Consider the following 25,328-nt stretch of genomic DNA (forward strand, 5'->3'; position numbering starts at 1 on the left):
TCACACCCTCCCTTCGCTCAGCACCAGCGCGAGCGCGCGCTCGGCGAGCGGGATCTTGAAGGCGTTCCCGGCCGTGGGCGTCGCGCCCTGGAAGGCCGCCGTGACGACGGCTGCCGGTCCACCCGGCAGGAGCGCCTCCGCATCCTCCACCCGCCACGGTCGCGGTGCGACGCCGCCGAATGCGACCCGCCCCGTCCCGTCCTTGTGCAGGACGACTGCGACTGACACGATCGCGAAGGCGTAGGAGACCCGGTCGCGGACCTTGTGATAGTGGTGCGTCCCGCCCGGCGGTCGCGGGAGCGTCACGGCGGTGACGAGCTCGCCCGGTTCGAGCGGGTGCTCGATCTCCGGCCGGTCGCCCGGCAGCAGGTGAAAATCGCCGATCGCGATCCTGCGGTTCGTCCCGTCGGGCCTGACGGTCTCGACCATGGCGTCGAGGACACGCAGCGCCACGGCCATGTCGCCCGGGTTCTGAGCGATGCAATGCGGGCTCGTGCCCACGATGGCGAGCGAGCGGGTGACGCCCCCGAGGGCTGAGCAGCCCGAGCCCGGCTGGCGCTTGTTGCACGGCAGGGACGTCTCGTAGAAGTACGAGCAGCGATTGCGCTGCAGCAGGTTGCCGGCGGTCGTCGCCTTGTTGCGCAGCTGCCCCGTGGCGCCGGCCACGATCGCCCGCGCGAGGACGCCGTAATCGCGCTTCACGCGCGGGTGGGCGGCAACCTCGGTGTTGGTGGCGAGCGCACCGATGCGCAGACCGCCGTCCGGCAGATCCTCGATTGCCTGCAGCGGCAGATGCCGGATGTCGACGAGATGGGCCGGCGCCTCGATCTGGAGCTTCATCAGGTCGAGCAGGTTCGTACCGCCCGCGATGAACCGGGCGCCTGGCCGGGCGGCGACGGCCGCCACGGCCGCTTCGGCGCTCGCGGCGCGCTCGTAGCTGAAGGGCCGCATCAGGGCCTCCCCGCGACGTCCGCCACGGCATCGGCGATGTTGGAGTAGGCGCCGCATCGGCAGATGTTGCCGCTCATGCGCTCGCGCAGTTCGCCATTGTCCAGCGTCATCGGTGCCATGAGGTCGCCGGTGGCGTGGCTCGGCACGCCCGCCCTGATCTCGGCGAGGACAGCCACCGCGGAGCAGATCTGGCCCGGCGTGCAGTAGCCGCACTGGAAGGCGTCGTGCGCGATGAACGCCGCCTGCATGGGATGAAGCCGGTCCGGCCGGCCCAATCCCTCGATCGTCGTCACCGCGTCCCCGTCGTGCATAGCCGCGAGGCTGAGGCATGCGTTGATGCGAATCCCGTTCACCAGCACCGTGCAGGCACCGCAATGGCCGTGGTCGCACCCCTTCTTGGTGCCCGTGAGGTGCAGGTGCTCGCGCAGGGCGTCGAGCAGCGTCACGCGGCTGTCGAGATCGAGACGCCGCCGTTCGCCGTTGACCGTGAGCGAGAGGGAAAGCGAACCGGATGCCTCCGGAGCGTGCTCATCGACCGCCCGTTGATCGACCTCATGTGGGCTGGGAGGACTCATCGGGTATCCCTTCCTCGTCGATCCAACCTGGCGCGATGGCCGATCCGCACGGCCGAAGCGCCGAAATCAGGCTCTCTTCTCCCCTCTTCGGCAACCTCACCTCAGCCCCGGTTCGTCGCCGCCCGGCGCGCCTCGGCAGCGTCAGCGAACGTCTTTTTTACGGGACCGAGCACTTGGACGAATTCGAGCTGCTCGCCCTCGGGCCCCTTGCAGTAAATGATCGACCAGCCGTTCGACGGACCCTCGTGGATCTTGATCGTATTGGTATCCCTCGGCGCCGCGCGGCGCTGCTCCTCGGAGTGCACGGGTACGGTGCGGTTCGCCCTGACCTGCGTCATGCCACGGCGGGCGCACTCGGCCTCGAGATCGGCGATGAACTTGTCGAAGTTCACGTCATCGCGGACGTAGAAGCAAATGTGCATCGAGCGCGGGTAGGCCGGGCTCATGTGGTCGCGCGGCTCAGCCCAGCTGTCGCCGCCGCCCATCGGCTGCGTGGCGTCGCGATACTGCAGGAGTTCGATGACGACGTTCTCGAACTGGACGAAGCGGACATCGAGCCGCTGGGAGCCACCCTTCAGGTCCGGGACGCCGATGGTGCGAGGATCGACGCGGCGCTCGCGGGCAACGATCTCTTGATCGGCCATCAGCGTGAAATGGACCGGCTCCCCCTTGAAATCGCCATCACGCATGACCTCGGTGCCGCCGAGTACCTCGGTGTAGAAGGCGAAAGCTCGGTCCATGTTCTGGACCGTGACGCCGAAATGCTGCACGCCTTGCAGGCGCGTGCCGAGTGGACCATCGTCACGTCCGCCCAGTCGCCCAGTCTGCGCGGAAGCAGTAGTTGCTCCGAGAAGGCCCACGGCTGCAGCGGCACCGGCAACCTGAAGAACTTCACGGCGAATGTGTCCGCCATGCCCGTCGTTGCTTTGATGGTTCATAACGATACACCGGCTCGAGGCTCTCAGCCCAGAGCTATACTAATGTCGCGAGCGATGTGCAGGTAAAAAAAGGTTAAATTCGACAAGGCGCCGGCTCTCTGATGGGGCGGTGCGCAGCACCGAAGGTCTGCTTCTTGGCTAATGACCGAGTGCAGGTTGTGGTGAAACTGGAATGCGCAAGTTGAGCTGCTATAAAGTCCGCTTCGAAGAAGCGGGCCAGGAAACGCGGACGGGCTAATACCGGCCCAACCCGGCTGCCTGGCAACGTTCACGTCGGCCTCGAGAGCGGTCATCAGCAGCCGCGCGCTCGTATTCGGGTTTGCCCGGTGTCGTCTGGACGCGGTGATAGATCCCGGCGACGCCCTCGATATTCGTCGAGATCGGGACGCGCATCGCTCAGACTCCGAGGATATCGGCCCAGCCGGGCAGGAGATCGGTCAGGGCGTCCCGCCGGTGGCCGTCGCGGCCCGTGACCGCCTCGGCCCGCCAAAGGGCGTGGACGATCGCTTGCTCGATCCCGTCCGCGGCGGCCTCGAACAGCGGGTCGAGCTCCGCGTCGTGCAGCAGGGCGGGCGCCGGCATCGGGCGGCCGGGATCCTGCGGCACCGTGTAGGCGGTCGAGAAGGCGAGCGCGATATCGCCGCTGCCGTGGCCGAACACCGAGCCGGTCCGGGCGAGGCCTGCCCCGGCCCGCAGGGCGAGGCGGCGGAGCTGACGCGCGTCGAGGGGCGCGTCGGTGGCGACGATCATGATGATCGAGCCCTTCTCCGGCGGTTCGGTGCCGGATTCCGGCTCCCCGGCGGCCGCCCGGAGCTGAGCGGCGAGCGGCACGCCGCGGACCCGAATCTGGGACGGCTTGCCGAAATTCGACAGGACGAGCGAGCCCAGCGTGAACCGGCCCCGCGCGCGCGCGCGGACCCGCCGGGAGGCGGTGCCGATGCCGCCCTTGAGCCCGAAGCTCGACATCCCGCGCCCGGCCCCGACCGACCCTTCCGCGACGGCGGCGCCCGCCGCGTCCAGGGCGTCGCGATAATGGGACGCCTCAACCGCCATCCGCTGAAGGTCGTTGAGGTAGCCGTCGTTGCACTCGAAGACGAGCGGGTTGAGCGTCGGCAGCGCGCGCCCGATTTCCGGATTGTCGGCGATCGCGGCGCGGATTTGGGCGGCGACCACCGCCGGCACCGCGAAGGTGTTGGTCAGGGCGATCGGCGTCTCCAGCACACCGAGTTCCTCGACCTGCATCAGGCCGACGGACTTGCCGAAGCCGTTCAGCACGACGCCGGCAGCCGGAACGCGGTCCCGGTATGTATCGCCGCCGTGCGGCCGCACGACTGTAACGCCAGTCTGAACGTCGCCCTCGGCCAGCGTGCAATGGCCGACCGTCACGCCCGGGACGTCGGTGATGGCGTCGCGCGGACCCCGCGGCAGGCGGCCGACGCGGGGCGCGGGGCGCGGGGGGGCGGCCGGCGTCACAGGCGGTCGATCTTCGGGTCGAGGGCGTCCCGGAGGCCGTCCCCGAGGAGATTGAAGGCCAGCACCGTGAAGAAGATCGCGAGGCTCGGGAACAGCGCGACGTGCGGCGCCGAGACCATGTCGGCGCGGGCCTCGTTCAGCATGGCGCCCCATTCGGGCGTCGGCGGCTGCGCGCCCATGCCGAGGAAGGACAGGCTCGCGGCCGTGATGATCGAGGTGCCCAGCCGCATGGTGAAGTAGACCACGATGCCCGAGATCGTGCCCGGCAGGATGTGGCGCAGGATGATCGTCCGGTCCGGAGCGCCGATGCTCCGCGCGGCCTCGATGTAGGTGCTGTTCTTCAGGACCAGGGTCGTGCCGCGAACGAGGCGCGCGAAGGCCGGGACGCTGAAGACCGACACCGCCACCACGACGTTGACGAGCCCCGAGCCCAGGATGGCGACGACGCCGAGCGCCAGCAGGATGCCCGGGAAGGCGAACAGCACGTCGGACATGCGCATGACGATCCGGTCCCACCAGCCGCCGTAGTAGCCCGCCAGGAGACCGAGCACGGTCCCGACGAGCCCGCCGACGGCGACCGAGAGGAAGCCGGTCGCCAGGGAGATCCGCGCGCCCTCGACGATGCGGCTCAGGATGTCGCGCCCGAGGGGATCGACGCCGAGCCAGTGCGCGAGCGACGGGCCCTCGTTGATCCGGTCGTAGTCGAAGTCGTTGACCGGGTCGTAGGGCACGATCCACGGCGCCAGCACGGCGACCACGACCAGCAGGCCGATGAAGCCCAGGGCGAGGACGGCGACGCGCTGGCGCCGGAACTTGCGCCAGAATTCCGACCACGGCGTCCGGATGCCGGTGGGGACGGGCGCGACGGTGGGAGCGGCGGGGACGAGGATATCGGTCACGGCCGGCTCACCTGTAGCGGATGGTCGGGTTGATGAGGCCGTAGAGCACGTCCACGATCAGGTTGATCAGGATGAACTCCAGCGAGAACAGCAGGACCAGGGCCTGGATCACCGGGTAGTCGCGCTGGTTCACGGCATCGACGAGCAGGCGGCCCATGCCGGGCCAGTTGAACACCGCCTCGACGACGATCGAGCCGCCGAGCAGGAAGCCGAACTGCAGGCCCATCATGGTCACGACCGGGATCAGGGCGTTGCGCAGGCAGTGCTTGGCGATCACGACGCGCTCCTTGAGCCCCTTGGCGCGGGCGGTGCGCACGAAATCCTCGCCGATGACCTCCACGAAGGCCGCGCGGGTGAAGCGGGCCATCACGGCGGCCACGGCCGCGCCGAGCGTCAGCGACGGCAGCACGTAGTGCCGCCACGTGTCGGCGCCGACGGTCGGCAGCCAGCCGAGCTCGACCGAGAAGATCTGCATCAGGAGGATGCCGAGTGCGAAGGCGGGGAACGAGATGCCGGACACGGCGAGCGTCATCCCGAACCGGTCGGGCCATTCGTTGCGGTAGACCGCCGAGACGATGCCGATGATCAGCCCGAAGGCGACCGCCCAGGCCATGCTGGTGAGGGTGAGCAGGAGGGTCGGCAGGAAGCGCTCGCCGATCTCGGTCGAGACCGGGCGGCGGGTGCGGATCGAGACGCCGAGATCGCCGCGGGCGAGGTTGGCGAAGTAGCGCACGAACTGTTCCGGCAGGGGCCGGTCGAGGCCGAGCTCTGTGCGTACCAGGGCCACCGTCTGGGCGTCGGCATCCTGCCCGGCCGCCAGCCGCGCCGGATCGCCAGGAAGCAGGTGGACGAACAGGAAGACGAGGACCGAGACGATCAGCAGCGTCGGCAGCAGCCCGAGGAGCCGCTTGAGCAGGAAGGTCAGCATAGGCTCGCGCCCGCGATCCGGGGTTTGCGTGAAGCGATCGCGCGGGACGTCCGCGCCGGGCCGGCCATCGTCCGGGCCGCTCGGCGCGGGGTCCGCTGGCGGCGGCTAGGGAGCGACGGCGATCTCGCCGGAATCGATGTTGCCGTCGGGCATGACGTAGACGCCGGAGAGCCGCGCGGAAGTCGCGTAGAGGTTCTGCTCGGTGACGAGCGGCGCCCAGGGGGCGTCCTTCATCACGATCTCCTGCGCCTTGGCGTAGAGCTCGGTGCGCTCCGCGTCGTTCGTCGAGACCAGCGCCTTGGCGAGAAGGGCGTCGAACTCGGCGTTGCTGTAGTAGGCGGTGTTGTTGAGCTTGGGCGGCCACGCCTCCGTCGCGAGCAGCGGCCGCAGGCCCCAGTCTGCCTCACCGGTCGAGGACGACCAGCCGGCATAGTAGAGGCGGACGCGGGCGGTCTTCGGATCGGGGGCGGTCTGCACCCACTCGGTGCGCTGGCCGGGCTCCAGCGCCAGGGTCTGCACCTTGATGCCGACCTGGCCGAGCTGCTGTTGGAGGAACTGGATCGCCTTCTGGGCGGTGGTGGTGGTGTAGGCGCTCCAGAGGGTCGCCTCGAAGCCGTTGGCGTAGCCGGCCTCCTTGAGGAGCTGGCGCGCCTTGGCCGGGTCGTAGGGCCAGGGATCCATCTTGTGGGCGTAGCGCACGCCCTGCGGGACGATGCCCTGCGCCGGGAAGGCGTAGCCCGAGAAGGCGACCTTGGCCAACGCCTCCTTGTTGATCGCGTAGTTGATCGCTTGGCGGACGCGCAGGTCGTCGAACGGCTTCTGCAGCACGTTCATGCTGAGATACCGCTCGATGATCGAGGCGTGCACCTCGATCTTCAGCTTCTTGCTGGCTTCGAGCATCTTGGCCTGCTCGTAGGGCAGCGGGAAGGCGAAATTGGCCTCGCCGGTCTGCAGCATGGCGGCGCGGGTGCCGTTCTCGGGCACCGGCTTCCACGTGATGGTGTCGACCTTCGGGAAGCCGGCCTGCCAGTAATCGGCGAACTTGGCGCCCTTGACGTAGTCGGTCTGCTTCCAGTCGACGAAGGTGAACGGCCCGGTTCCGACCGGGTGGAAGGCGATGTCCTTGCCGTACTTCTTCAGGGCCGTGGGCGAGATGATCGCCGCCGAGGCGTGGGCCAGCGAGTTGATGAACGGCCCGAAGGGCTCCTTCAGGGTGATGCGCAGGCTCGTGGGCGAGAGCACCTCGATCGTCTTGATGCGGTTGAACTGGTTGTACCGCGCGAGGTGGTTCTCAGGGTCGAGGACGCGGTCGAGGTTGGCCTTCACCGCGGCGGCGTCGAACGTCGTGCCGTCGTGGAATTTGACGCCCTCGCGCAGCTTGAACGTGTAGACGAGGCCGTCGGGCGAGGTCTCGTAGCTCTCGGCCAGGACGTTGCGGACCTTCAGATCCTTGTCGAAGCCGAAGAGGCCTTCGTAGAACGACTTGGTGACGGCGGTCGTGAGCGTCGTGTTCGTATTGTACGGGTCGAGGGTCTCGGGCTGGCCGCTGATCGCCAGGATCGGGTCGCCGGCCGCGGCGGCGGGCGCGGTTGCCGCGGCGAGCAGGCCGGCGGCGAGGAGGAAGCGCTCGAACATGGTCAGACCTCGTGGCATGGGACGATCCTGCTGGCGGGGATAGGCGGTGTCAGGCGGCGAGGCCGCCGACCGTGTGGCGGGCGACGAGGTGGCCGGGGCCGATCTCGACGAGGGGCGCGACCTGCGGCTCGTCGCCGAGCGCCCGGACCGGGCTCGGGATCTCGTCGGTCAGGAGCCGGCGGGCGCGCAGGTGCCGGTGGGCCGGGTCGGCGACCGGCACCGCCGCCATCAGCTTGCGGGTGTAGGGGTGCTGCGGGTCCTCGAAGATCGCCCGGCGGGGGCCGATCTCGACGATCTGGCCGAGATACATCACCGCCACCCGGTGGCTGATGCGCTCGACCACCGCCATGTCGTGGCTGATGAACAGGTAGGCGAGGCCGAACTCCCGCTGGAGATCGAGCATCAGGTTCACGATCTGGGCCTGGATCGACACGTCGAGGGCCGAGACCGCCTCGTCGGCGACGATGACCTTTGGGTTCAGGGCGAGGGCCCGGGCGATGGCGATGCGCTGCCGCTGTCCGCCCGAGAACTCATGCGGGTAGCGCTGGGCCTGGTCGGGCGTCAGCCCGACGCGCTCGAGCAGCCACGCCACCCGCGCCTCGGCCTCCCGGCGCGTCGCGATCCTGTGGACCAGCAGCGGCTCCATGATCGAGAAGCCCACGGTCAGGCGCGGATCGAGGGACGCGTAGGGATCCTGGAAGATGAACTGGATGTTGCGCCGCAGGCCGCGGAGCCGCCCGGGGGGCAGGTCGCGGACGTTGCCGCCGTCGAACTCGATCAGGCCGCTCTCGCTCTCCACGAGACGCAGGAGCGAGCGGCCCGTCGTGGACTTGCCGCACCCGGATTCGCCGACGAGGGCCAGGGTCTCGCCGGGATGGAGATCGAAGCTGACCTGCTCCACCGCGTGGACGCGGCGGCGCACGCAATTCAGAAGGCCGCCGCGGATGTCGAACCGGGTGACGAGGTCGCGCACCCGCAAGATCGGCCCGGCGCCGGCGCGGACGGTGTCGTGGGGCACGTCGACCGTGGCGGGCGCCCCCTGCCCTGCCGGCTCTTCCCGGGCCTCGGCCCGCAGCAGGTCGAACTTCCGGGGCAGATCGCTGCCCGCCATGGCACCGAGCTTAGGCACGGCGGCCAGCAGCGCCTTGGTGTAGGCGTGGCGCGGCGCGGCGAAGAGCGCGGGCGCCTCCCCCTCCTCCACCTTGTCGCCGCGGTACATGACCAGCACGCGGTCGGCGATCTCGGCCACGACGCCCATGTCGTGAGTGATGAAGACGACGCCCATCTTCATCTCGGCCTGGAGGCTGCGGATCAATTCGAGGATCTGCGCCTGGATCGTGACGTCGAGGGCCGTGGTCGGCTCATCGGCGATGAGCAACTGCGGCTTGCAGGACAGGGCCATGGCGATCATCACGCGCTGGCGCATGCCGCCGGAGAGCTGGTGCGGGTAGCGCGTGAGGACGTTGCGCGCCTCGGGGATGCGCACGAGGTCGAGCATCCGCAGGGCCTCGGCCCGGGAGGCTGAGGCGCTCTTCCCCTGGTGGACGCGGATCGATTCCGCGATCTGGTCCCCGGCGGTGAAGACGGGGTTCAGGGAGGTCATCGGCTCCTGGAAGATCATCGCGATCTCGGCGCCACGGATCGCCCGCATCTTGGCGTTCGAGGCGGCGGCGAGATCGAGCACCTCGCCCGAGCCGCGCCGGAACAGCATCTGCCCGGCCGCGATCCGGCCGCCGCCGTGCTCCACGAGGCGCATCAGGCTGAGCGAGGTCACGGACTTGCCGGACCCGGACTCGCCGACGATCGCCAGGGTCTCGCCGGCGTCGACGTGGAACGCGAGGTCGCGGACCGCCTCCACGACCCGCTCGGAGGTCGCAAAGCGGACGGTAAGGCCGGTGACGGAGACGACCCGTCCGTCGGGCAGAGCGGCAGGAGAGGCGGTCCCGGCTGCGATGGTCGGCATGGCGGATCTCAGCGCGCTGGTGCGGGGACGCGGCGGGTCTCGCCGAAGATCGCGGTGGCCGGCGCCTCGCCGGAGCGGACGAGGCCGCGATACATGCCCTCGGTGTTGAACGGCATTGCGACCCGGCCGCGCGCATCGACGGCGATCAGCCCGCCGCGGCCGCCGACAGTCGGCAGGTGCTCCTCGACAACCGCCCGGGCTGCTACCTCGAGGTCCTGGCCCCCGTAGGCCATGCGCGCGCAGACATCGTGCGCCGCCGCGACGCGGATGAAGGCCTCCCCCGTGCCGGTGCAGGAGACCGCGGCGGTCCTGTCGTCCGCGTAGGTGCCCGCGCCGATCAGCGGCGAGTCGCCGATCCGGCCGGGACGCTTGTTGGTCATGCCGCCGGTCGAGGTCAGGGCGGCGAGGTGGCCGTCCCGGTCGAGGGCGACGGCGCCCACCGTGCCGAACTTGTGGGTCTCGTCGAGGGGCCCCGACGCCGTGTCGTGGTCGAGGGCGACTTGCCCGGCGGCCAACGCCCGGCGAAGCTGGTCGCGGCGGGCCTCTGTCGAGAAAAAATCGGGCTCGACCATCTCAAGGCCGTGCCGGCGCGCGAAGGTCTCGGCGCCGGCACCAGCCATCAGGACGTGCTCGCCGGCCTCCATCAGCGCGCGGGCGGCGCGGCCAGGCCGGCGCACCCGCGAGACGCCCGCGACAGCGCCGGCCCGCAGGGTGGCGCCGTCCATGATCGCGGCGTCGAGTTCGTGGGTCTCGGCGCTGGTGAAGACGGCGCCGTGGCCGGCATTGAAGAGCGGGCACTCCTCCAGGAGGTCGACGGCGACACTCACGGCGTCGAGGGCGCTCCCGCCGTCGGCGAGGCAGGCCGCTCCGGCCGCCAGGATTCCGGCGAGGGCCGCGTGGTAGCGCGCCTCGTCGGGATCGGCCTGGCCCGACGCGATCGTCCCGGCACCGCCGTGGATCACGAGTACGGGGCGGTGGTCGCTCATGAAACGGCTCCCGGAGGCGGGGTGTCGGGCAGGTCGTCGGCTCCGCCCTGCGGCGGCCAAGCGGCGTAGTCGCGATCGAGCCAGGGCAGCACCGCTTCCGTCACGCGCGTCGCGGCTGGGACGAGATCCTCGGTGGCGTGGGCGAAGGCGCTCGCCAGGGCCTCCACGAGGGCCGTCAGGCTGGCATCCGAGGCGGCGAAGTAGTGGCAGTCGGTCTGCGCGTAGAGCGCGACCGTAGCGGCGGCGACGAGGGGTGAGTGCGGTCCGTCGGTCAGCGCCAGGACCGCGGCGCCGTGCTTCCGTGCGATCTCGGCCAGCCGCAACGTGTCGGCGAAGTACCGCGGGGTTGCGAGCGCGATGACGAGGTCGTCGGCTGTCAGCCGGCGCAGGGTCCGCGCGGCGAAGCCCGGTCCCTCCAGCGTCGCCAGCAGGTGCACGTCCTCGCGGTTGACGTCGAGGTTGCGCGCCAGGATGCCGGCCGGCCAGCTGCTGCTGCCCAGGCCCACGACGTAGACCCGTCGGGCCCGGCGGATCGCCTCGACGGCCTGCGCACAGGTCTGGCCGTCGAGCCCACGCCGCGTCGCCTCGATGTTGCGGACGATGTCGGCCAAGGCTCCGTCGAGGATGCCGGACGCGGTCGCGGGCTGATCTCGGCTGCCGCGCAGCTTCTCGACCGGTGCGAGCGCCTTCTCATAGCCGAGGACGAGGGCCGCGCGGAACTTTGCGTAGCCCTCGTAGCCCACGGCGCGGGCAAACCGATTAGCGGTGGCGACGGAGACGCCAACCAAGTCTGCAAGCTCATTCACGGGCAGAGTCGCGGCGCGCAACGGATGATCAAGGACGAAGCGGGCGACCTCTCGGTGAGCGGAGCTGAGCGCCGGAAACGCGTGCGCGATCCGTTGCGCGACAGAAAGTTCCTTGGGTTCCAACGCCACGACGCTCGAGCCGATCAAAAATTCTCACTGCCGGACAGTCTGAGAATTTTTTCGATCACCCGCAAGCGCTTCGACGCTTATTTTCGCGGCACCAGTTGCACAAATCTCTGAACTTCCCAGACAAATTGGGTCACCTCGCTCCTAGTCAGATGCGCCTCCCCGTTCACGGCAACTGCGTTGGCCGATGGCTGCAGTTGCGCTCCTGCTGTGGGGCTCACTGCAGATGCAATGGCGACCGGTGAGCCGATCTATGCTGATGTCTGCTTCGGAGATGCCGGCTGACGCCACCGAATGGCCGTGACGGGCGCGAAATCGTCGATCAACTTCCTAGCTCAAGGCCAAGGTCCGGCAGCAGCGCGTCCCAAACCCAGGTGACCGAACGGCGCTTTGACGCACGGCTGCGCATGTCGAGCGCGTGTCTCACCGGTCGCCATTGCACCCAACCCCACTCGACCCACGCCCGGACTTCGGGCAGGGCCGCCGTCGCTCCCACAGCAAACCCCCCCCCGCCGAGCCTCGCTTGCCGTGCAGCCGGTGCCGCTCTCCCGCTTATGCCCATTCTGCGGCACTGCCGGTGCCACGTGGTGGCGGCTGTTCATCCATCAACCCATCCCGGGAACCCCGTCTCGGCCGCGGCGACCCGCGCTTCACTGCCGATCGCACCGCCTTCGTCGTCATCCGTGGCACCGCCCCAACCGGCGCCCGTGCCATCTTCTGCATCGAAACGAAGAACAGTGGAGCTGGCCACGACCCCGCGCTGCCGCCTCATCCGCGGCACCAAGAAATCGGACGCACGACGACCGGCCTATCCATCGCCCCCGAGAGTCCCGCGCTGACCGGCCCGGCCTGCCGGCAGCTCGGCCTCGCCAGCGCAAGGATTTGAAAGTAGAGCGCCCTCGCCTCTCCGGTTCCACGCACAAACGGCCTCATCCACGACCGGCGAGCTCTACAGCTCAGCCCGGCCCCGACAACCGCCCCTTGCGCACCGGTGCGTTCGCCCTGCGGCATCGGGAGACGGCACCGACCCTTCGCCACTGGATCAGAAAGACAGGATCTCGGCGCGTCGCAGCTCGTCCTCCTGAGAGCTGCGCACGGAACGCGACCTGACAGGATCTCGAGGCTCGTTGCATTTAATAATCAACCGGTCTATTTCTAATTTATGAAGCCCGATTCGGTCTTGGCTGTCACCGCGCGCAAGAGAGGTCGGCCACCTAGGCCTGAGCCGGCCTACGGCACGTCGCGGGCGGCCTTGATCCGGGTGGGCGTCGCGCTGCTATCGGAGAAGGGCTACTCGGCAACCGGCCTCGAAGAGGTCCTGCGCACCGCGGGTGTGCCGAAAGGTTCGTTCTACCACTACTTCGCGAGCAAGGACGTCTTCGGCGCCGAACTGATCGAGGCGTACGCAGCCTATTTCGCGCGCAAGCTCGACCGCTGGTTGCTCGATGAGCGTACGACCCCGATCGAGCGCATCAGGAACTTCGTCGCCGACGCGAAGGCCGGCATGGCACGCTACGAGTTCCGTCGCGGCTGTGTCGTCGGCAATCTCGGGCAGGAGATGAGCGCCCTGCCCGAGCTCTTCCGGGACCGTCTGCACGGCGTGCTCCTCGACTGGCAGGCGCGGACGGAGCGCTGTCTCCGGGACGCCCAGGCAGCCGGCCAGATCGCCGCGGATGCCGATTGCGCTGCGTTGGCGGCGTTTTTCTGGATCGGCTGGGAAGGTGCGGTCCTGCGCGCCAAGCTCGAGCGCAGCCCCGAGCCTCTCGACCTCTTCGCCACCCTATTCCTGACCTGTCTTACGCGCTGAGCGCCCCATGGAGTGCCCCGAATGTTCAAGGCAATCCTGATCGAGAAGGATGAGGCGGGCTACCGCGCCGGCCTGCGTGAGATCGACGAGGCGCAGCTCCCCGAGGGCGACGTCACCGTGGATGTCGCCTACTCGACGTTGAACTACAAGGACGGGCTCGCGATCACCGGGAAAGGCCCGGTCGTGCGCAAGTTTCCGATGGTGCCGGGCATCGACATCGCCGGCACCGTCCGCGAGTCCCGGCATCACGACTACAAGGCCGGCGACCGCGTCGTCCTCAACGGCTGGGGCGTCGGCGAGACCCATTGGGGCGGGCTGGCGCAAGTCGCGCGGCTCAAGGGCGACTGGTTGGTGCCGTTGCCGGAGGCGCTCACGCCGCGGCAGGCGATGGCGATCGGAACTGCCGGTTACACGGCGATGCTGTGCGTGATCGCCCTCGAGCGCCACGGCGTCACCCCCGACAAGGGCGAGGTCGTCGTCACCGGCGCGGCCGGTGGCGTCGGCAGCACGGCGGTCGCTCTCCTGTCGCGCCTCGGCTACACGGTCGTGGCGGTGAGTGGCCGTCCCGAGGAGGCCGATTACCTGCGCCGCCTCGGCGCAGCGGAGGTGCTGGATCGGGCGGCATTCTCGGATCCGGGCAGGCCGCTCGCCCGGGAGCGCTGGGCCGGAGCCGTCGATGTGGTCGGTAGCCACACGCTGGCGAACGTCTGCGCCGCCATGAAGTACCGGGGCGTCGTGACGGCCTGCGGTCTGGCTCAGGGGATGGACCTGCCTGCGAGCGTGGCCCCCTTCATCCTGCGCGGCGTCAGCCTGATCGGGATCGACAGCGTGATGTGCCCGCGGCCTGAGCGGATCGAGGCTTGGAACAGGCTGGTCCACGACCTCGATCCGGTCAAGCTCGAGGCGATCACGGAGGAGATCGGCCTGACAGAGGCTGTGGCCACCGCGGAACGCCTGATGTCGGGCCGGGTGCGCGGCCGCGTCGTCGTCGACGTGCATCGCTAGGCGTTCTCGCCGCCTCTCGCCGCCGTTCGACTGCGGCACGGACGGAAATCATACAGGGAAGACTTGGGTGTGATGGCGTAACACTGAACGCGGCACTGCCGCCGGACTGACAAAAACAAACACAGTCCGTTCATACCGATGGAGGAAAGACCATGAAGGGTGTATTCGCGCTGGCGATGCTGTTTGGCGGCCTGTCCGCCGTGCAGGCCGACCCGCTGCCGACCTTCCGTATCGGCGTGCTGAACGATCAGTCCGGGCTCTACGCCGACATCGCGGGGCCGGGCTCCGTCGAGGCCGCGCGCATGGCCGTCGAGGACTTCAAGCCGGACGCGAGAGGCTTCCGCGTCGAGGTTCTCTCGGCCGACCATCAGAACAAGCCCGATATCGGCGCGGCCATCGTGCGACGCTGGTTCGACGTCGACCAAGTCGACGCGATCGTCGACGTACCGACCTCTTCGGTCGCCCTGGCCGTGTCGAACATCGCGAGCGAGAAGGACAAGGCATTCCTGATCGCGAGCGCCGGGTCCTCGGATCTGACCGGGAAGAACTGCACCCGGACCAACGTCCATTGGACCTACGACACCTGGGCTCTCGGCAACAGCACGGCGCGCGCCGTGATCAAGCAGGGCGGAAAGTCCTGGTACTTCCTCACAACGGATTACGCGTTCGGTCACGCTCTGGAGCGCGACGCCACCGAGGCCGTGACGAAGGCGGGCGGCAAGTCCCTCGGACACGTCCTGGCTCCGTTCCAGAGCACCGACTTCTCCTCCTACCTGCTCCAGGCCCAGGGCAGCGGTGCGCAGGTGGTCGCGCTCGCCAATTCCGGCGGCGACACGATCAACGCCATCAAGCAGGCCTCGGAGTTCGGCCTCACCGACGGCGGCCAGAAGCTCGTCGCGCTCCTCGCCTTCATCTCGGACATCCACTCAGTCGGCCTGAAGGTCGCCCACGGCCTGACTCTGACCGAGGCGTTCTACTGGGACCTCAATGACGGCACCCGGACCTGGGCGAAGCGGTTCGCGGCACGCAACGGTGGCCGTTACCCGACGATGAACCAGGCCGGCACCTACGCGGCGATGCTCCACTGGATGAAGGCGATCGCCGCCCTCGACAAGGACAAGGCGCATCGCGGCACCGACATCGTCGCGCAGATGAAGGCGATGCCGACGGACGATCCGCTGTTCGGCCACGGCTCGATCCGCGCGGACGGGCGCACCATCCACGACCTCTACCTGTTCCAGGTCAAGGACCCGTCCGAGTCGAAGGGGCCGTACGACTACTACAAGCTCGTCGACACCATCCCCGGCGACCAGGCGTTCCGGCCCATGGCCGACGGCGGCTGCCCCCTCGTAGCCCATACGGCCGCGAAGTGAGGCAGCCTAGCCATGGCACGTCCTGACGCGGCCGACAGCGCGACCATCAGCGCAAAGCGGATGGCGATCGGGCTGCTGCTCCTGAGCGAGGTGGCGGCTATGGCGACGTGGTTCGCCACCACCGCCTCGATCGGCGCGATCCGCACGCAGTGGACGCTGAGCCCGTTCCAGGAGGCCCTGCTCACCAACAGCGTGCAGGCCGGGTTCGTCGCCGGCACCCTGGTCAGCGCGCTGCTGGGGCTGGCCGACCGGTTCGACCTGCGCCGGCTGTTCTGCGGCTGCGCCGTCGCGGCCGGTCTCGCCAACCTCCTGATGCTGGCCTTCGCGCCGACCTCGCCGATGGTGCCGCTGCTGCGCTTCGTGACGGGGGCCTGCATGGCCGGCGTCTACCCGGTCGGCATGAAGATCGCCGCGACCTGGGCGGTGGGTGACCTGGGGCTGCTGATCGGCCTCCTGGTGGGCGCGCTCACCCTCGGCTCGGCGCTGCCCCACCTCGTCGCGGCCTTCGGCCAGCTCGACTGGCACCTGCCGGTGCTCGGTGCGGCGCTGGGCGCCCTCCTCTCGGCGGCCCTGATCCGCTTCGTGCAACTCGGGCCGATCCGGTCGGAGGCCCCGCCCCTGCGCTTGGAGAATGCCCTGGAGGCGTGGCGCAATCGCGGCGTGCGCTTGGCCAATCTCGGCTATCTCGGCCACATGTGGGAGCTCTACGCGATGTGGGCCTGGATCGGTGCCTTCATGGCGGCGAGCTTCCGTGAGCGTTACGGCAACGCGCCGCCGTTCCCGCCGGAACTGGCCGCCTTCGCGGTGGTGGCGGCCGGGGCGTTCGGCGCGATGCTGGGCGGCTGGGCGGCCGATCGACTCGGGCGCACTCTGGTCACCGGCGCCTCGATGCTGGCCAGCGGCTGCTGTGCCATCGCGGTGGGTTTCCTGTTCGGCGGCCCTGCCTGGGCGGTGCTGGCGGTGGGCGTGCTCTGGGGCGTCGCGGTGATCGCCGATTCGGCGCAGTTCTCGGCGGCGGTGAGCGAGCTGAGCGACCGCAGGCTGATCGGCACGATGCTCACCGTGCAGACCTGCCTCGGCTTTCTCCTGACGCTTGTCAGTATCCAGCTCATCGCCTTCGCCGGGACATTCCTCGGCTGGCGCTTCGCCTTCGCGCTGCTGGCCGTGGGGCCGTTCCTGGGTCTCGCTTCGATGCTGCGGCTGCGGCGCCTACCCGAGGCCAAGCGACTGGCGGGAGGACGCAAGTGACAGCGAGGAGAAAGCCACCCGTGGCCTTCAAGACGATCACCTACGAGACGCTCGCGCCGGTGGCACGCATCACCCTGAACCGCCCGGAGCGCACCAACGCGATCAGCGCGACCATGCTCGACGAACTCGCGCAGGCGATGGACGCGGCCGAGGCCGACGATGCGGTGCGCGCCGTGATCGTGCGCGGGGCCGGCACGGCCTTCTCGTCGGGCTTTGATCTCAAGGATCAGATGGCGCTGCGCCCTGAAGGCGTGAGCCAGTGGCGCCAGATCCTGCGCAAGGATTTCGATGTGCCGATGCGCTTCTGGCACTGCCCGAAGCCGACCATCGCGGCGGTGCGTGGTCCCTGCCTCGCGGGCGCCTGCGAGTTGGCGTTGGCCTGCGACGTGACCGTGGCGGCCGAGGATGCCTTCTTCGGCGAGCCGGAGCTGAAGTTCGGGGCCGGCATCGTGGTGATGATCCTGCCCTGGATCGTCGGCCCGAAGATCGCCAAGGAGATCATCCTCACGGGCGAGGACCGCATTCCGGCGCGGCGCGCCTACGAGATCGGAATGGTCAACCGAGTCGTGCCGATTGCCGAGCTCGACGCGAGCGCGCTGCGCCTTGCCCGGCACATCGCGGCGATCGACCCGAACCTCGTCAAGGAGACGAAGCGGGCCCTCAACCGGTCGATCGAGGCGCGCGGCATGCTGGAGGCTCTGGAGACGGCCCTCGACATCGACCTGCTGATCGAGGGCGAAGGCTCGCCGGACAAGCGGGCCTTCATGGACATCGCCCGGTCGCAGGGCCTCAAGGCGGCACTGGCCTGGCGCGACAGCCGCTTCCCGGGAGCCGGATCGTGACCGGGGCGCTGGCGGAACTCCTGGGCGCTGGGCTCGGCCGCCCAGGCAGCCGGGTGGACGAGAGTTCCGGCCCCGGGATGACGGGGCGCGACCTCGGTGCACACGCGGATCTGGTCGCCGGTTGGCTGCGTGCGGCAGGCATGCGCCCGCACGAGCCGGTGCACCTCACCATCGGCAACCGGGCGCTCGATCTCGGGACGCTGCTCGGCCTCTGGCGGGCGGGCGCGGTCGCGGTGCCCGTTCACCGAGCCGCCGCACCGCTCACCCGCGCGGCGGTCGAGCGGGCGACGCGTGCCCGCTTCCGGATCGACGGGCTCAGCTTGGAGGAGATCGCGGAGGATGCGCCGCCGGTGCGGCCGCTCCTGGACGGGGCCGCCCTCGTGGTCTTCACCTCGGGCAGCACCGGCGTGCCGAAGGGCGTGGTTCTCGGGCACGATGCCCTGGCGCGCAAGCTCGCGATCCTCGACCGGCTGCTGAGCTTTCGCCCGGACGACGTCGTCGCGGTGCCGCTCCAGCTGACCTTCATCTTCGGGATCTGGGCGAGCCTCCTGGCGATCCGCTCCGGGGCGAGACTCGTCCTCGTCCCGAAGTTCACGCCCGCGACGCTCGAGGGCCTGCTCGCCGCGGAGGCGACGGTGTTGGCCGTCGTGCCGACCATGCTGCGAGCCCTGCTGGCCGACGGTGTCCCGCCGGCCCCCCGTCTGCGGGCGGTGCTGACCGGCGGCGAGGCGCTCAGCCCGTCGCTGACGCAAGCCGTCCGCGGCGGATGGCCGAAGGCCGAGCTCGTCGACCTCTACGGCTCGACCGAGACTGGCTCCTGCGACTTCTGTAACCGGCCGCGGGACGTCTCGGAGGCTGGGTCGATCGGCATGCCAACCGAGGGCGTGTCGTTCCGCATCGTCCGGGACGACGGCGCGCTCGCCGCGCCGGGCGAGACCGGCGAGCTGCGGATCCGAACTGCCTGCGGCATGCTCGGCTATCTCGACGGCGCCGAACTCACGCGCTCCGCGCTGGAGGCGGACCACTTCCGCACAGGCGATCTCGCGCGCCTGCGCCAGGACGGTCACGTCGAGCTCGTCGGGCGCTCGAAGGAGATCATCGCGCGGGGCGGCAACAAGATCGCGCCCCTGGAGATCGAGAACGCCCTGTGCGCGCATCCGGACATCGCGGCGGCCCTGTGCGCCGGCGTGTCCGACCCGCGCCTCGGCGAGGCGATCCACGCGGTCGTCGTGCTGAAGCCTGACCGCGCGCTGTCGGCGGACGAACTCAGGCGCTGGGCATCGGCCCATCTCGAACGTTACAAGGTGCCGGACGTGATCGTCTTCAGCGACACGCTGCCGTCGGGCGCGACCGGAAAGGCGAGCCGGGCGATGGTCAGTACGCTCACGCTGATCCACGCGGAGACGACGTCGGCCGACCTACAGGGCGCGCCGGTGAGCTCCTAGGCTGGGACGGGGGGCCGTCCGCACGATCGTCTTGTCCGCGCTCTCAGCACCGCGGGGAGCCTATTCGCGCGAGCGCCCTTCCGGCTCGAGAGCCGATCCGCCCTGTCCTGATCGACGTGGACCTGCCGGCGCCGGTGCGCATGCCGCCGAAGCGGATCCGGGTTCGTCGCAAAAACGCGTGGTACAACAAGGATCCAGAGCTGCCGGCTTGATACAATCAGGTCGGAGCCGGTTCTGGCCTGGGTCTGCCGCGAGCGTGCGCCACACCGAGGCGGGTCGGTGAGACGCGCTGCGGTTCGCGTCTGCCGTTCGCGTAGACACGCGTCCTAGGAAGCGGCCAACAAGCCACGCAGCGCCTTGCGGTCGGTCTTGCCGACGCCGTTGACCGGCAGCACGTCGAGCCTGCGAATCTGCGCCGGCACGTAGATCCGCGCAAGGGACCCGCGCACGAAATCCTTGAGCCCCGGCTCGTCGAGGCCCTCGCCCTCCCGCAGCACCACGAAGGCCACCGGTACCTCGCCGAGATCAGCGTCGGGGGCGCCGACCACGCAACAATCGCAGATGGCCGGATGGGCAGCGAGTTGCCGCTCGATCAGCGCGGGCGAGATATTCTCGCCGCCGCGAATGATCACGTCCTTGATGCGCCCCGTGATGGCGAGGAAGCCGTCGGCGTCGAAGCGGCCGAGATCACCGGTGCGCAGCCAGCCGTCCACGATCGGCTGGTCCGCGCTGCCGAGATAGCCGGCCATCAGGGCCGGGCCGGAGATGCGGATCTCCCCTTCCCGGCCGGCCTCGACCGGGCGATCCGTGACCGGATCGAACAGGTCCACGTTCTGGCCCGCGAGCACGGTCCCGATCGTGCCGATGCGACGCCGGCCCGGCGGGTTCATGGTCGAGGTGCAGGTCGCCTCCGACAGGCCGTAGGAGACGAGGAGCGGCACGCCGAAGGCCTCCTCGATCTGCCGATGCAGGGTCGGGGTGATCGGCGCCGAGCCGCAGCGCAGGAAGCGCAGGCCCGGGAAGCGCTCCCCGGGGCGCAGCAGGGGCAGCATCCGCGCGTAGATCGTCGGCACGCCGGTCATGTAGGTGATGCCGCCAGATCGCAGGCGGTCGAGGGCGGCCTCGGCCTGGAAGCGCTCCATCAACACGATCTCGGCTCCGGCCAGGAGAGGCACGATTAGCTGGTTGTTGATGCCGTTCGTGTGATGAAGCGGCATGACGTGGAGAAGCCGATCCTCGGGCCCCGTACCGGTGTGACGGAGCACGCCCGCGGCGTTGCAGATCAGGCCTTCGTGGCGCAGCAGCACGCCCTTCGGCCGGCCGGTGCTCCCCGAGGTGAAAAGCAGCATGGCCTCATCCCGCGGGCTGACCTCGGCCGCGAAGGCCGCGCTGTCGGCGAGGCTGTCCAGTGCGCGGACGTCCAGGCCGGTCAGAGCGACGGGCGAGGCGTCGACCTGGGCGACGATGAGATGCCGCATGCCGACGAGCGCAGCCTGCTCGGCCACCACCTCCGGCGCGAGCCCCGGCTCCAGGAAGCAGACGCAGGCGCCGGCCTGCATGGCGCCGAAGTAGGCCGCGATGGCCGCCGCACTCTTGGGCGCGATCAGTCCGACCCGGTCACCCTTGGCGACACCCCAGTCCCGGACTGCGCCCGCGGCGGCGTCGATCCGCGCGCCGAGGTCGGCATAGGATACGACGTCAGAGCCCGAGAGCGCCGTGCGGCCCGTCCCCGCATGATCCGCGATGGCCGCGCGCAGCCGCGCGCTGATCGAGTCCGGCATGGCAGCGCTCATGGCGGCGATCTCCTGTCCCGTCTGTCTACCCCGCGCCTCAGCGCAGGCGGATGCCCGCATCGGCCTCGAACCGGCCCTCCGGGTCGAGGGCCGCCAGCGCCGCCCGCTCCTCTGGGGTCGGCGGAGGTGTCGGGGCGGCACCGTCCGCCGAGAACGTGAAACCGGTGCGGTCGCGGACCTCGTCGAGGCTCGCCTCCGGATGCCAGGAGGCCAGCACGAGCCGGCCCTCGCGCTTCGTGAAGACGGCGATCGGCGTGACCACGCCGTGCATGCCGCCGGACGCGGTGACGAAGTCGAGGGTCTCGACGAGGGTGCGGCGGGAATGTTCCGTACGCCACGTGACCGCCCGGCGGGCGGTGGGCAGCATCACGGCGCCGCCGCCGCCGCCCGGCAGCCGCACCCGCGGAGCGTGCCAGTCGCCGATGCAGGAGACGTTCGTGCGGCCCAGCCCGTCGACCTGCGCGGCGCCCAGGAAGCACAGGTCCATCAGGCCGCGGGTGCAGAGATCGTAGAAATCCTCGTTGGCGAAGATCGCCCGCGAGCCCTCGGCGAGCACCGGGTCGGAGGACGAGATCGGCACCTTCGACGGGTTCGGATCGACGCCGCCGGCGACGTTGATGTAGGTGAAGGCGAAGGGATAGGCCTGCTTGGCGAGCAGGCAGGCCAGCATCGGCAGGGCCGAGTTCACGCCGCTGAAGGTGATCTCGTTCGGCCGCACGAACCGGGCGAGATTGGTGACGATGTAGGAAAAGCCCGACCAGGCCTCGATCGCGTTGGACGGCGCCTCAGACATGGGCAGCCTCCCGAGCCTCGGGGCCGGCGGCGAGGTGATCGGCGAGCACGCCCGGGGCGTCGGCCATGTAGGCCTCCACGGCCGGGTAATCGATCTCGTAATCCGGCCAGAGCGAGCCGGGCCAAGCCCCGTTCGGCACGATGCTCACCGCCTCGACAAGGAAGTGGGGCACCAGCGTCAGTTCGGGCTGGTCGCGGAAGGAGGCGTCCGGGGCGACCCGCTCGGCCACCACGAGCACGCGCTTGGCCGAGCGGCTCATGATTCGGTCCCAGTGCGAGGTCCCGAAGACGCGCACGTCCCCCGACGCGCTGACCTCGTTGGCCTGGATCACCGCGAAGTCCGGCTGGATGCGCGGGATGGCGTAGACCGCCTCGCCGCTGCCGTAGGGGTCCTCAATCGTCTTCCAGCCGTTGAGCGCCGGCAGGTCCGAGCCGTGGATGCCGCCGCAGGGCATGAACGGCACGCCGAAGGCAGCCGCCCGCAGGCCCGCCGTCAGGCTGGCGCAGGCGTGCTCCTCGAGGCGGACCTCGCCGGACTCGATCGCCCGGCGGTACCAGGGCGCGAGGCCGAAATTGCCTTCCATGGCCACGATCCCCGCCTTCGCCCGCGACAGGGCGCCGGCGCGGCAGAGGATGTCGATGTCGTAGCCGGGCGACTGCTTGACGACTTCGAGGTCGCGGCGCCCCTGGCGGATCAGCTCGCGCACGAACGCGAAGGGGCCGCGGTGCAGGAAGCTGCCGCCGAGCGCCAAGGAACTGCCGTCCGGCACGCGGGCTGCGAGGTCTGCGAGGGGGACGATCTTCTGGGTTCCGGCGCTCACGGGGCGTCCTCCGATCGGGCGTGTGTCAGGCCGCGCGGTAGGCGCGGATCCGGTCCTTCAGCCCCGGGCGCGCGGCCGAGGCGACGAGGTCGGCGAGGTCGTCCGCGCGGGTGTCGCGGGCGGCGGCGCGGTTCAGGGCCGCCCCGGCCCAGGAAGACAGCCGCGTCGCCGCTTCCGAGGCGGCCGCGACGGTGTCGAACCACGAGTCGGTCGCCGCGACGGCGGTGAGGAACCCGTCGGACAGGGCCTCCGGGGCGTCGAAGACCCGCCCCTCCTGGAGGACGAGCCGGGCCTTGGTGCCGCCGACCCGCTCGGCGTAGCGCCGCGTGCCGAGCACCAGCCCGAAGGACAGGCCCGGCATGCGGAAGGTGGCGGCCGGATCGCCGACCCGCCGGCCGCAGGCGCAGATCACGTCGACCCCGGCGCCGAAATTGCGCCCGTGCGCGAGGGCCAGCGTGTCGAACGGCGCGTGGGCCAGCGCCTGGAGGAGCTGCTCGATCCGCACGAACCGGAGCAGCAGGTCGCCCTCCGACAGGTCCGCGTAGCCGCCGAAGTCGAACCCGGCGCTGAAGTTACGCCCCGCGCCCTTCAGCACGAGGAGCCGTGTCCCGTCGCCGGCCGCAGCCGCGACGGCGTCGAGCAGCGCGTCGACCAGGGTGGCCGACAGGGCGTTCATCTTGTCGGGGCGGTTGAGCGTCAGGGTCAGCGTGTCGCCGCTGCGCTCTTTCAGGAGTTCGTCCATGGCGCCGCCCTCAAGCCGTGCGCGCGCGAGCCGGCGCGGCCTCGCCGAACAGTTCGGCGTTGTGCTGCCCGAGGGCGGGCGGCTCCCGGTAGATCGGGAAGCCCTCCCCTGAGAACTTCAGCGGCGACACGAAGGTGCGCGTCTCAGCGCCGGACGGCAGGGTCACCGGCTGGACCCAGTCCATATGCGCGACCTGCGGGTCGGCCAGGGCGTCGGCGTAGCCGTTGATCGGTGCGCAGGGCACGCCCGCGGCGCGGAACCGGGCCAGCAGGTCGGCGCAGGTGAGGTCGGCGAAGTCGCGCTCCAGAATCGCCAGGAGTTCGCCCTGGTTCTGCGCCCGCAGGGCGGTCGAGGCGAAGCGCGGATCCTCGGCGAGGTCGTCGCGCCCGATCGCCGCGCAGGCGGCGCGGTAGAGGGCGTCGTTGCCCGCCGCCATGGCGAAGTACCCGTCCTGGGCGCGGAAGGCCTGATAGGGGGCGTTGCGCGGATGGGCCGAGCCCAGGCGCTTCGGGTCGCGGCCGCTGCCGAAATACTCGCTGGTCTGGAGCGCCCCCATCGCCAGGGAGGCGCCGAACATCGAGGCGTCGATGTGCGCGCCGGGTCCGCCCGCCCGCACCTGGAGCAGCGCCGCCGCGATGGCGTAGGCCGCGTAGAGGCCGGTGCCGAAATCCGAGATCGGCACGCCGCACTTGACCGGGGGCGCGCCGGGCTCGCCCGTGACGCTCATCACGCCGCTCATCGCCTGGAGCGTCAGGTCGAACCCGGCCTCGGCGGAGCGCGGCCCCTCCTGGCCGAAGGCTGAGATCGAGCAATAGACCAAGCCGGGCCGCCCGGCGCTGACGCGCACGTAGTCGAGGCCGAGCCGCTTCATCACGCCGGGGCGGTTGTTCTCCAGCACCACGTCGGCAGAGCCGATCAGGTCCAGGGCGCGCGCCTTGTCGGCCGGATCCTTCAGGTCCAGCGTCACAGAGCGCTTGTTGCGGTTGAGCGAGGCGAAGTTCTCGCTGAAGCCCGCGTTGAGGGGCGGCCAGGCCCGCATCGAGTCGCCGCCCTCCGGATTCTCGACCTTGATGACGTCGGCTCCCATGTCGGCGAGCAGCATGGCGCAGAATGGCCCGGCCGCGACACTGCAGAACTCGATCACGCGGATACCGGACAGCGGTCGCATGGGCCTACTCCTCGATCAGGCAAGCGCCGCCGGCGCGCGCGGGAGCGCTGAGCCTAGGGCATGCCGCGGCGCGGCAGGGGATGAGACGGTGATGGGGTTGTAGCCGAGGGTCCGCGACAGGCTGCGCGCCGCGTCGACGACCACGTCGCTGAAGCGGCGGAGCGCCGTGGGATTCAGGCGATCGGCCGGCCCGGAGATACCGATCGCCGCGACGGGACGGCCCATGGCATCGTGGACGATCGCGGCGAGCCCGCACACGCCCTCCCGCCACTCCCCGCGATTGATCGCGAAACCCTGAATCCGGACCTGCTCGAGTTCCCGCCGCAGGAGGTCGAGGGTCGCGATCGTGCGCGGCGTGTGGACCTGGAGCGTCTCCGGCAGGTGGGCCAGCGCCTCCTCCTGATAAGCGAGCAGCGCCTTGCCGGACGCCACGCAATAGGCCGGAGCGCGGCCACCGATCGACGAATAGGCGCGAACCGGCTGGGGGCTCTCGATCTTGTGCAGGTAGATGACGTCCGCCCGGTCGAGCAGCGACAGGTGGATGGTCTCCTGAGTTTGATCGGCCAGGGTCCGCATGAAGGGCTCGGCGACCTGCCGGACGTCGATCCGCGCCACAACGGGACTGGCGAGCTCGAAGAGCTTCAAGGTGCAGGCGTAGGTGCCACCGGTCTGGGCGCGCACGTAGCCGGCGGCCACCAGTGTCTGGAGCGTGCGATGCACATTGCTCTTCGTGAGGTTGAGCGCGCGTGCCAGTTCGCTGACGCCCCGCGGCGTCTCGCTGCCGGCCAAGTGCTCCAGGAGCATCAATCCCTTGAGGAGGGTGCTGTCCATCGTTCCAACATTCAAAACGCCGTTCTGGTAAAAGCTAGCGTTGCCCGTGGCGCCTCGTCAAGTGCAGTCCTCTGAACGAGTTGCAACAACAATGGCGGTTCCTCGAATAACGGCCGCGCAGTCGCGAATTCTGCAGGTTCTCCATTGACTGCAGGCCAGGGCGTTCATAGCCTGTCAATTC

General features: G+C 69.9%; 25 protein-coding genes. 8 read left to right on the top strand and 17 right to left on the bottom strand.

What is annotated here, in order from left to right; all coding sequences use genetic code 11:
- From ACLBYG_RS14100 to ACLBYG_RS14150, 11 genes are all read right to left on the bottom strand, one after another.
- Window positions 1–951: an FAD binding domain-containing protein gene (locus ACLBYG_RS14100; protein WP_447681846.1), complete on the bottom strand. Its 951-nt coding sequence runs from the start codon at window positions 949–951 to the stop codon at window positions 1–3.
- Window positions 951–1,526, bottom strand: coding sequence for an aldehyde dehydrogenase iron-sulfur subunit PaoA (gene paoA / locus ACLBYG_RS14105; protein ID WP_447681847.1), 576 nt, complete (start codon window positions 1,524–1,526; stop codon window positions 951–953). The genes ACLBYG_RS14100 and paoA overlap by 1 nt, the downstream gene beginning before the upstream one ends.
- Before the next feature lie 101 nt (window positions 1,527–1,627).
- The gene (locus ACLBYG_RS14110) at window positions 1,628–2,464 is read right to left on the bottom strand and encodes a VOC family protein (protein WP_447681848.1); all 837 of its coding nucleotides are present in this window, start codon (window positions 2,462–2,464) and stop codon (window positions 1,628–1,630) included.
- Between the two features lie 234 nt (window positions 2,465–2,698).
- Window positions 2,699–2,857, bottom strand: coding sequence for a M55 family metallopeptidase (locus ACLBYG_RS14115; RefSeq protein WP_234080784.1), 159 nt, complete (start codon window positions 2,855–2,857; stop codon window positions 2,699–2,701).
- Window positions 2,858–2,860: 3 nt separating this feature from the next.
- Window positions 2,861–3,937: a DmpA family aminopeptidase gene (locus ACLBYG_RS14120; protein ID WP_020096128.1), complete on the bottom strand. Its 1,077-nt coding sequence runs from the start codon at window positions 3,935–3,937 to the stop codon at window positions 2,861–2,863.
- On the bottom strand, window positions 3,934–4,836 hold the full coding sequence (gene gsiD, locus ACLBYG_RS14125; protein ID WP_020096127.1) for a glutathione ABC transporter permease GsiD: 903 nt from the start codon (window positions 4,834–4,836) through the stop codon (window positions 3,934–3,936). Before gsiD ends, ACLBYG_RS14120 begins: the two co-directional genes overlap by 4 nt.
- A gap of 7 nt (window positions 4,837–4,843) precedes the next feature.
- Complete coding sequence (gsiC, locus tag ACLBYG_RS14130; protein ID WP_020096126.1) at window positions 4,844–5,764, bottom strand: glutathione ABC transporter permease GsiC; 921 nt, start codon at window positions 5,762–5,764, stop codon at window positions 4,844–4,846.
- A 105-nt stretch (window positions 5,765–5,869) separates the two neighbouring features.
- Window positions 5,870–7,417, bottom strand: coding sequence for a glutathione ABC transporter substrate-binding protein GsiB (gene gsiB / locus ACLBYG_RS14135; protein WP_447681849.1), 1,548 nt, complete (start codon window positions 7,415–7,417; stop codon window positions 5,870–5,872).
- A gap of 31 nt (window positions 7,418–7,448) precedes the next feature.
- Complete coding sequence (locus ACLBYG_RS14140; RefSeq protein WP_447681850.1) at window positions 7,449–9,362, bottom strand: dipeptide ABC transporter ATP-binding protein; 1,914 nt, start codon at window positions 9,360–9,362, stop codon at window positions 7,449–7,451.
- An 8-nt stretch (window positions 9,363–9,370) separates the two neighbouring features.
- Window positions 9,371–10,348 carry an isoaspartyl peptidase/L-asparaginase family protein gene (locus tag ACLBYG_RS14145; protein ID WP_447681851.1) on the bottom strand — a complete coding sequence of 326 codons (978 nt, stop codon included), beginning with the start codon at window positions 10,346–10,348 and terminating at the stop codon, window positions 9,371–9,373.
- Window positions 10,345–11,283, bottom strand: a complete 939-nt coding sequence (locus ACLBYG_RS14150; protein ID WP_447681930.1) for a MurR/RpiR family transcriptional regulator — start codon at window positions 11,281–11,283, stop codon at window positions 10,345–10,347. The genes ACLBYG_RS14145 and ACLBYG_RS14150 overlap by 4 nt, the downstream gene beginning before the upstream one ends.
- Here ACLBYG_RS14150 and ACLBYG_RS14155 point away from each other — a divergent pair.
- The 8 genes from ACLBYG_RS14155 (at window position 11,179) to ACLBYG_RS14190 (ending at window position 19,000) form a co-directional block, all read left to right on the top strand.
- Window positions 11,179–11,394, top strand: a complete 216-nt coding sequence (locus ACLBYG_RS14155; protein ID WP_165923141.1) for a hypothetical protein — start codon at window positions 11,179–11,181, stop codon at window positions 11,392–11,394. The genes ACLBYG_RS14150 and ACLBYG_RS14155 overlap by 105 nt on opposite strands.
- A 463-nt stretch (window positions 11,395–11,857) precedes the next feature.
- Window positions 11,858–12,166 (top strand): hypothetical protein, encoded by a 309-nt coding sequence (locus ACLBYG_RS14160; RefSeq protein ID WP_447681852.1) that lies wholly within the window; start codon window positions 11,858–11,860, stop codon window positions 12,164–12,166.
- A gap of 276 nt (window positions 12,167–12,442) precedes the next feature.
- Window positions 12,443–13,087: an acrylate utilization transcriptional regulator AcuR gene (acuR, locus tag ACLBYG_RS14165; RefSeq protein ID WP_447681853.1), complete on the top strand. Its 645-nt coding sequence runs from the start codon at window positions 12,443–12,445 to the stop codon at window positions 13,085–13,087.
- Between the two features lie 21 nt (window positions 13,088–13,108).
- Window positions 13,109–14,092: an acrylyl-CoA reductase (NADPH) gene (acuI, locus tag ACLBYG_RS14170; RefSeq protein WP_447681854.1), complete on the top strand. Its 984-nt coding sequence runs from the start codon at window positions 13,109–13,111 to the stop codon at window positions 14,090–14,092.
- 152 nt (window positions 14,093–14,244) lie between these two features.
- Window positions 14,245–15,465, top strand: a complete 1,221-nt coding sequence (locus tag ACLBYG_RS14175) for an ABC transporter substrate-binding protein (RefSeq protein WP_132367933.1) — start codon at window positions 14,245–14,247, stop codon at window positions 15,463–15,465.
- A 12-nt stretch (window positions 15,466–15,477) separates the two neighbouring features.
- Complete coding sequence (locus ACLBYG_RS14180; RefSeq protein WP_244435438.1) at window positions 15,478–16,713, top strand: MFS transporter; 1,236 nt, start codon at window positions 15,478–15,480, stop codon at window positions 16,711–16,713.
- Window positions 16,714–16,733: 20 nt separating this feature from the next.
- Window positions 16,734–17,555 carry an enoyl-CoA hydratase-related protein gene (locus tag ACLBYG_RS14185; protein WP_447681855.1) on the top strand — a complete coding sequence of 274 codons (822 nt, stop codon included), beginning with the start codon at window positions 16,734–16,736 and terminating at the stop codon, window positions 17,553–17,555.
- The gene (locus ACLBYG_RS14190) at window positions 17,552–19,000 is read left to right on the top strand and encodes a class I adenylate-forming enzyme family protein (RefSeq protein ID WP_447681856.1); all 1,449 of its coding nucleotides are present in this window, start codon (window positions 17,552–17,554) and stop codon (window positions 18,998–19,000) included. The genes ACLBYG_RS14185 and ACLBYG_RS14190 overlap by 4 nt, the downstream gene beginning before the upstream one ends.
- 326 nt (window positions 19,001–19,326) lie before the next feature.
- On the opposite strand, the gene ACLBYG_RS14195 is transcribed toward ACLBYG_RS14190, so the two are convergent.
- From ACLBYG_RS14195 to ACLBYG_RS14220, 6 genes are read right to left on the bottom strand one after another with little or no spacing between them, the layout of a single operon-like run.
- Window positions 19,327–20,793, bottom strand: a complete 1,467-nt coding sequence (locus tag ACLBYG_RS14195; protein WP_447681857.1) for a class I adenylate-forming enzyme family protein — start codon at window positions 20,791–20,793, stop codon at window positions 19,327–19,329.
- Between the two features lie 37 nt (window positions 20,794–20,830).
- Complete coding sequence (locus ACLBYG_RS14200; RefSeq protein ID WP_447681858.1) at window positions 20,831–21,586, bottom strand: CoA-transferase subunit beta; 756 nt, start codon at window positions 21,584–21,586, stop codon at window positions 20,831–20,833.
- The gene (locus ACLBYG_RS14205; RefSeq protein WP_447681859.1) at window positions 21,579–22,406 is read right to left on the bottom strand and encodes a CoA transferase subunit A; all 828 of its coding nucleotides are present in this window, start codon (window positions 22,404–22,406) and stop codon (window positions 21,579–21,581) included. Before ACLBYG_RS14205 ends, ACLBYG_RS14200 begins: the two co-directional genes overlap by 8 nt.
- Window positions 22,407–22,431: 25 nt before the next feature.
- Complete coding sequence (locus ACLBYG_RS14210; protein WP_042675551.1) at window positions 22,432–23,148, bottom strand: enoyl-CoA hydratase/isomerase family protein; 717 nt, start codon at window positions 23,146–23,148, stop codon at window positions 22,432–22,434.
- Window positions 23,149–23,158: 10 nt separating this feature from the next.
- Entirely contained in the window at window positions 23,159–24,316 is a 1,158-nt protein-coding gene (locus ACLBYG_RS14215; protein ID WP_447681860.1) for a CaiB/BaiF CoA transferase family protein, read from the bottom strand.
- Between the two features lie 15 nt (window positions 24,317–24,331).
- The gene (locus tag ACLBYG_RS14220; RefSeq protein ID WP_447681861.1) at window positions 24,332–25,147 is read right to left on the bottom strand and encodes an IclR family transcriptional regulator; all 816 of its coding nucleotides are present in this window, start codon (window positions 25,145–25,147) and stop codon (window positions 24,332–24,334) included.
- Window positions 25,148–25,328: the final 181 nt, after the last annotated feature.

Source organism: Methylobacterium sp. D53M, from assembly GCF_053345625.1.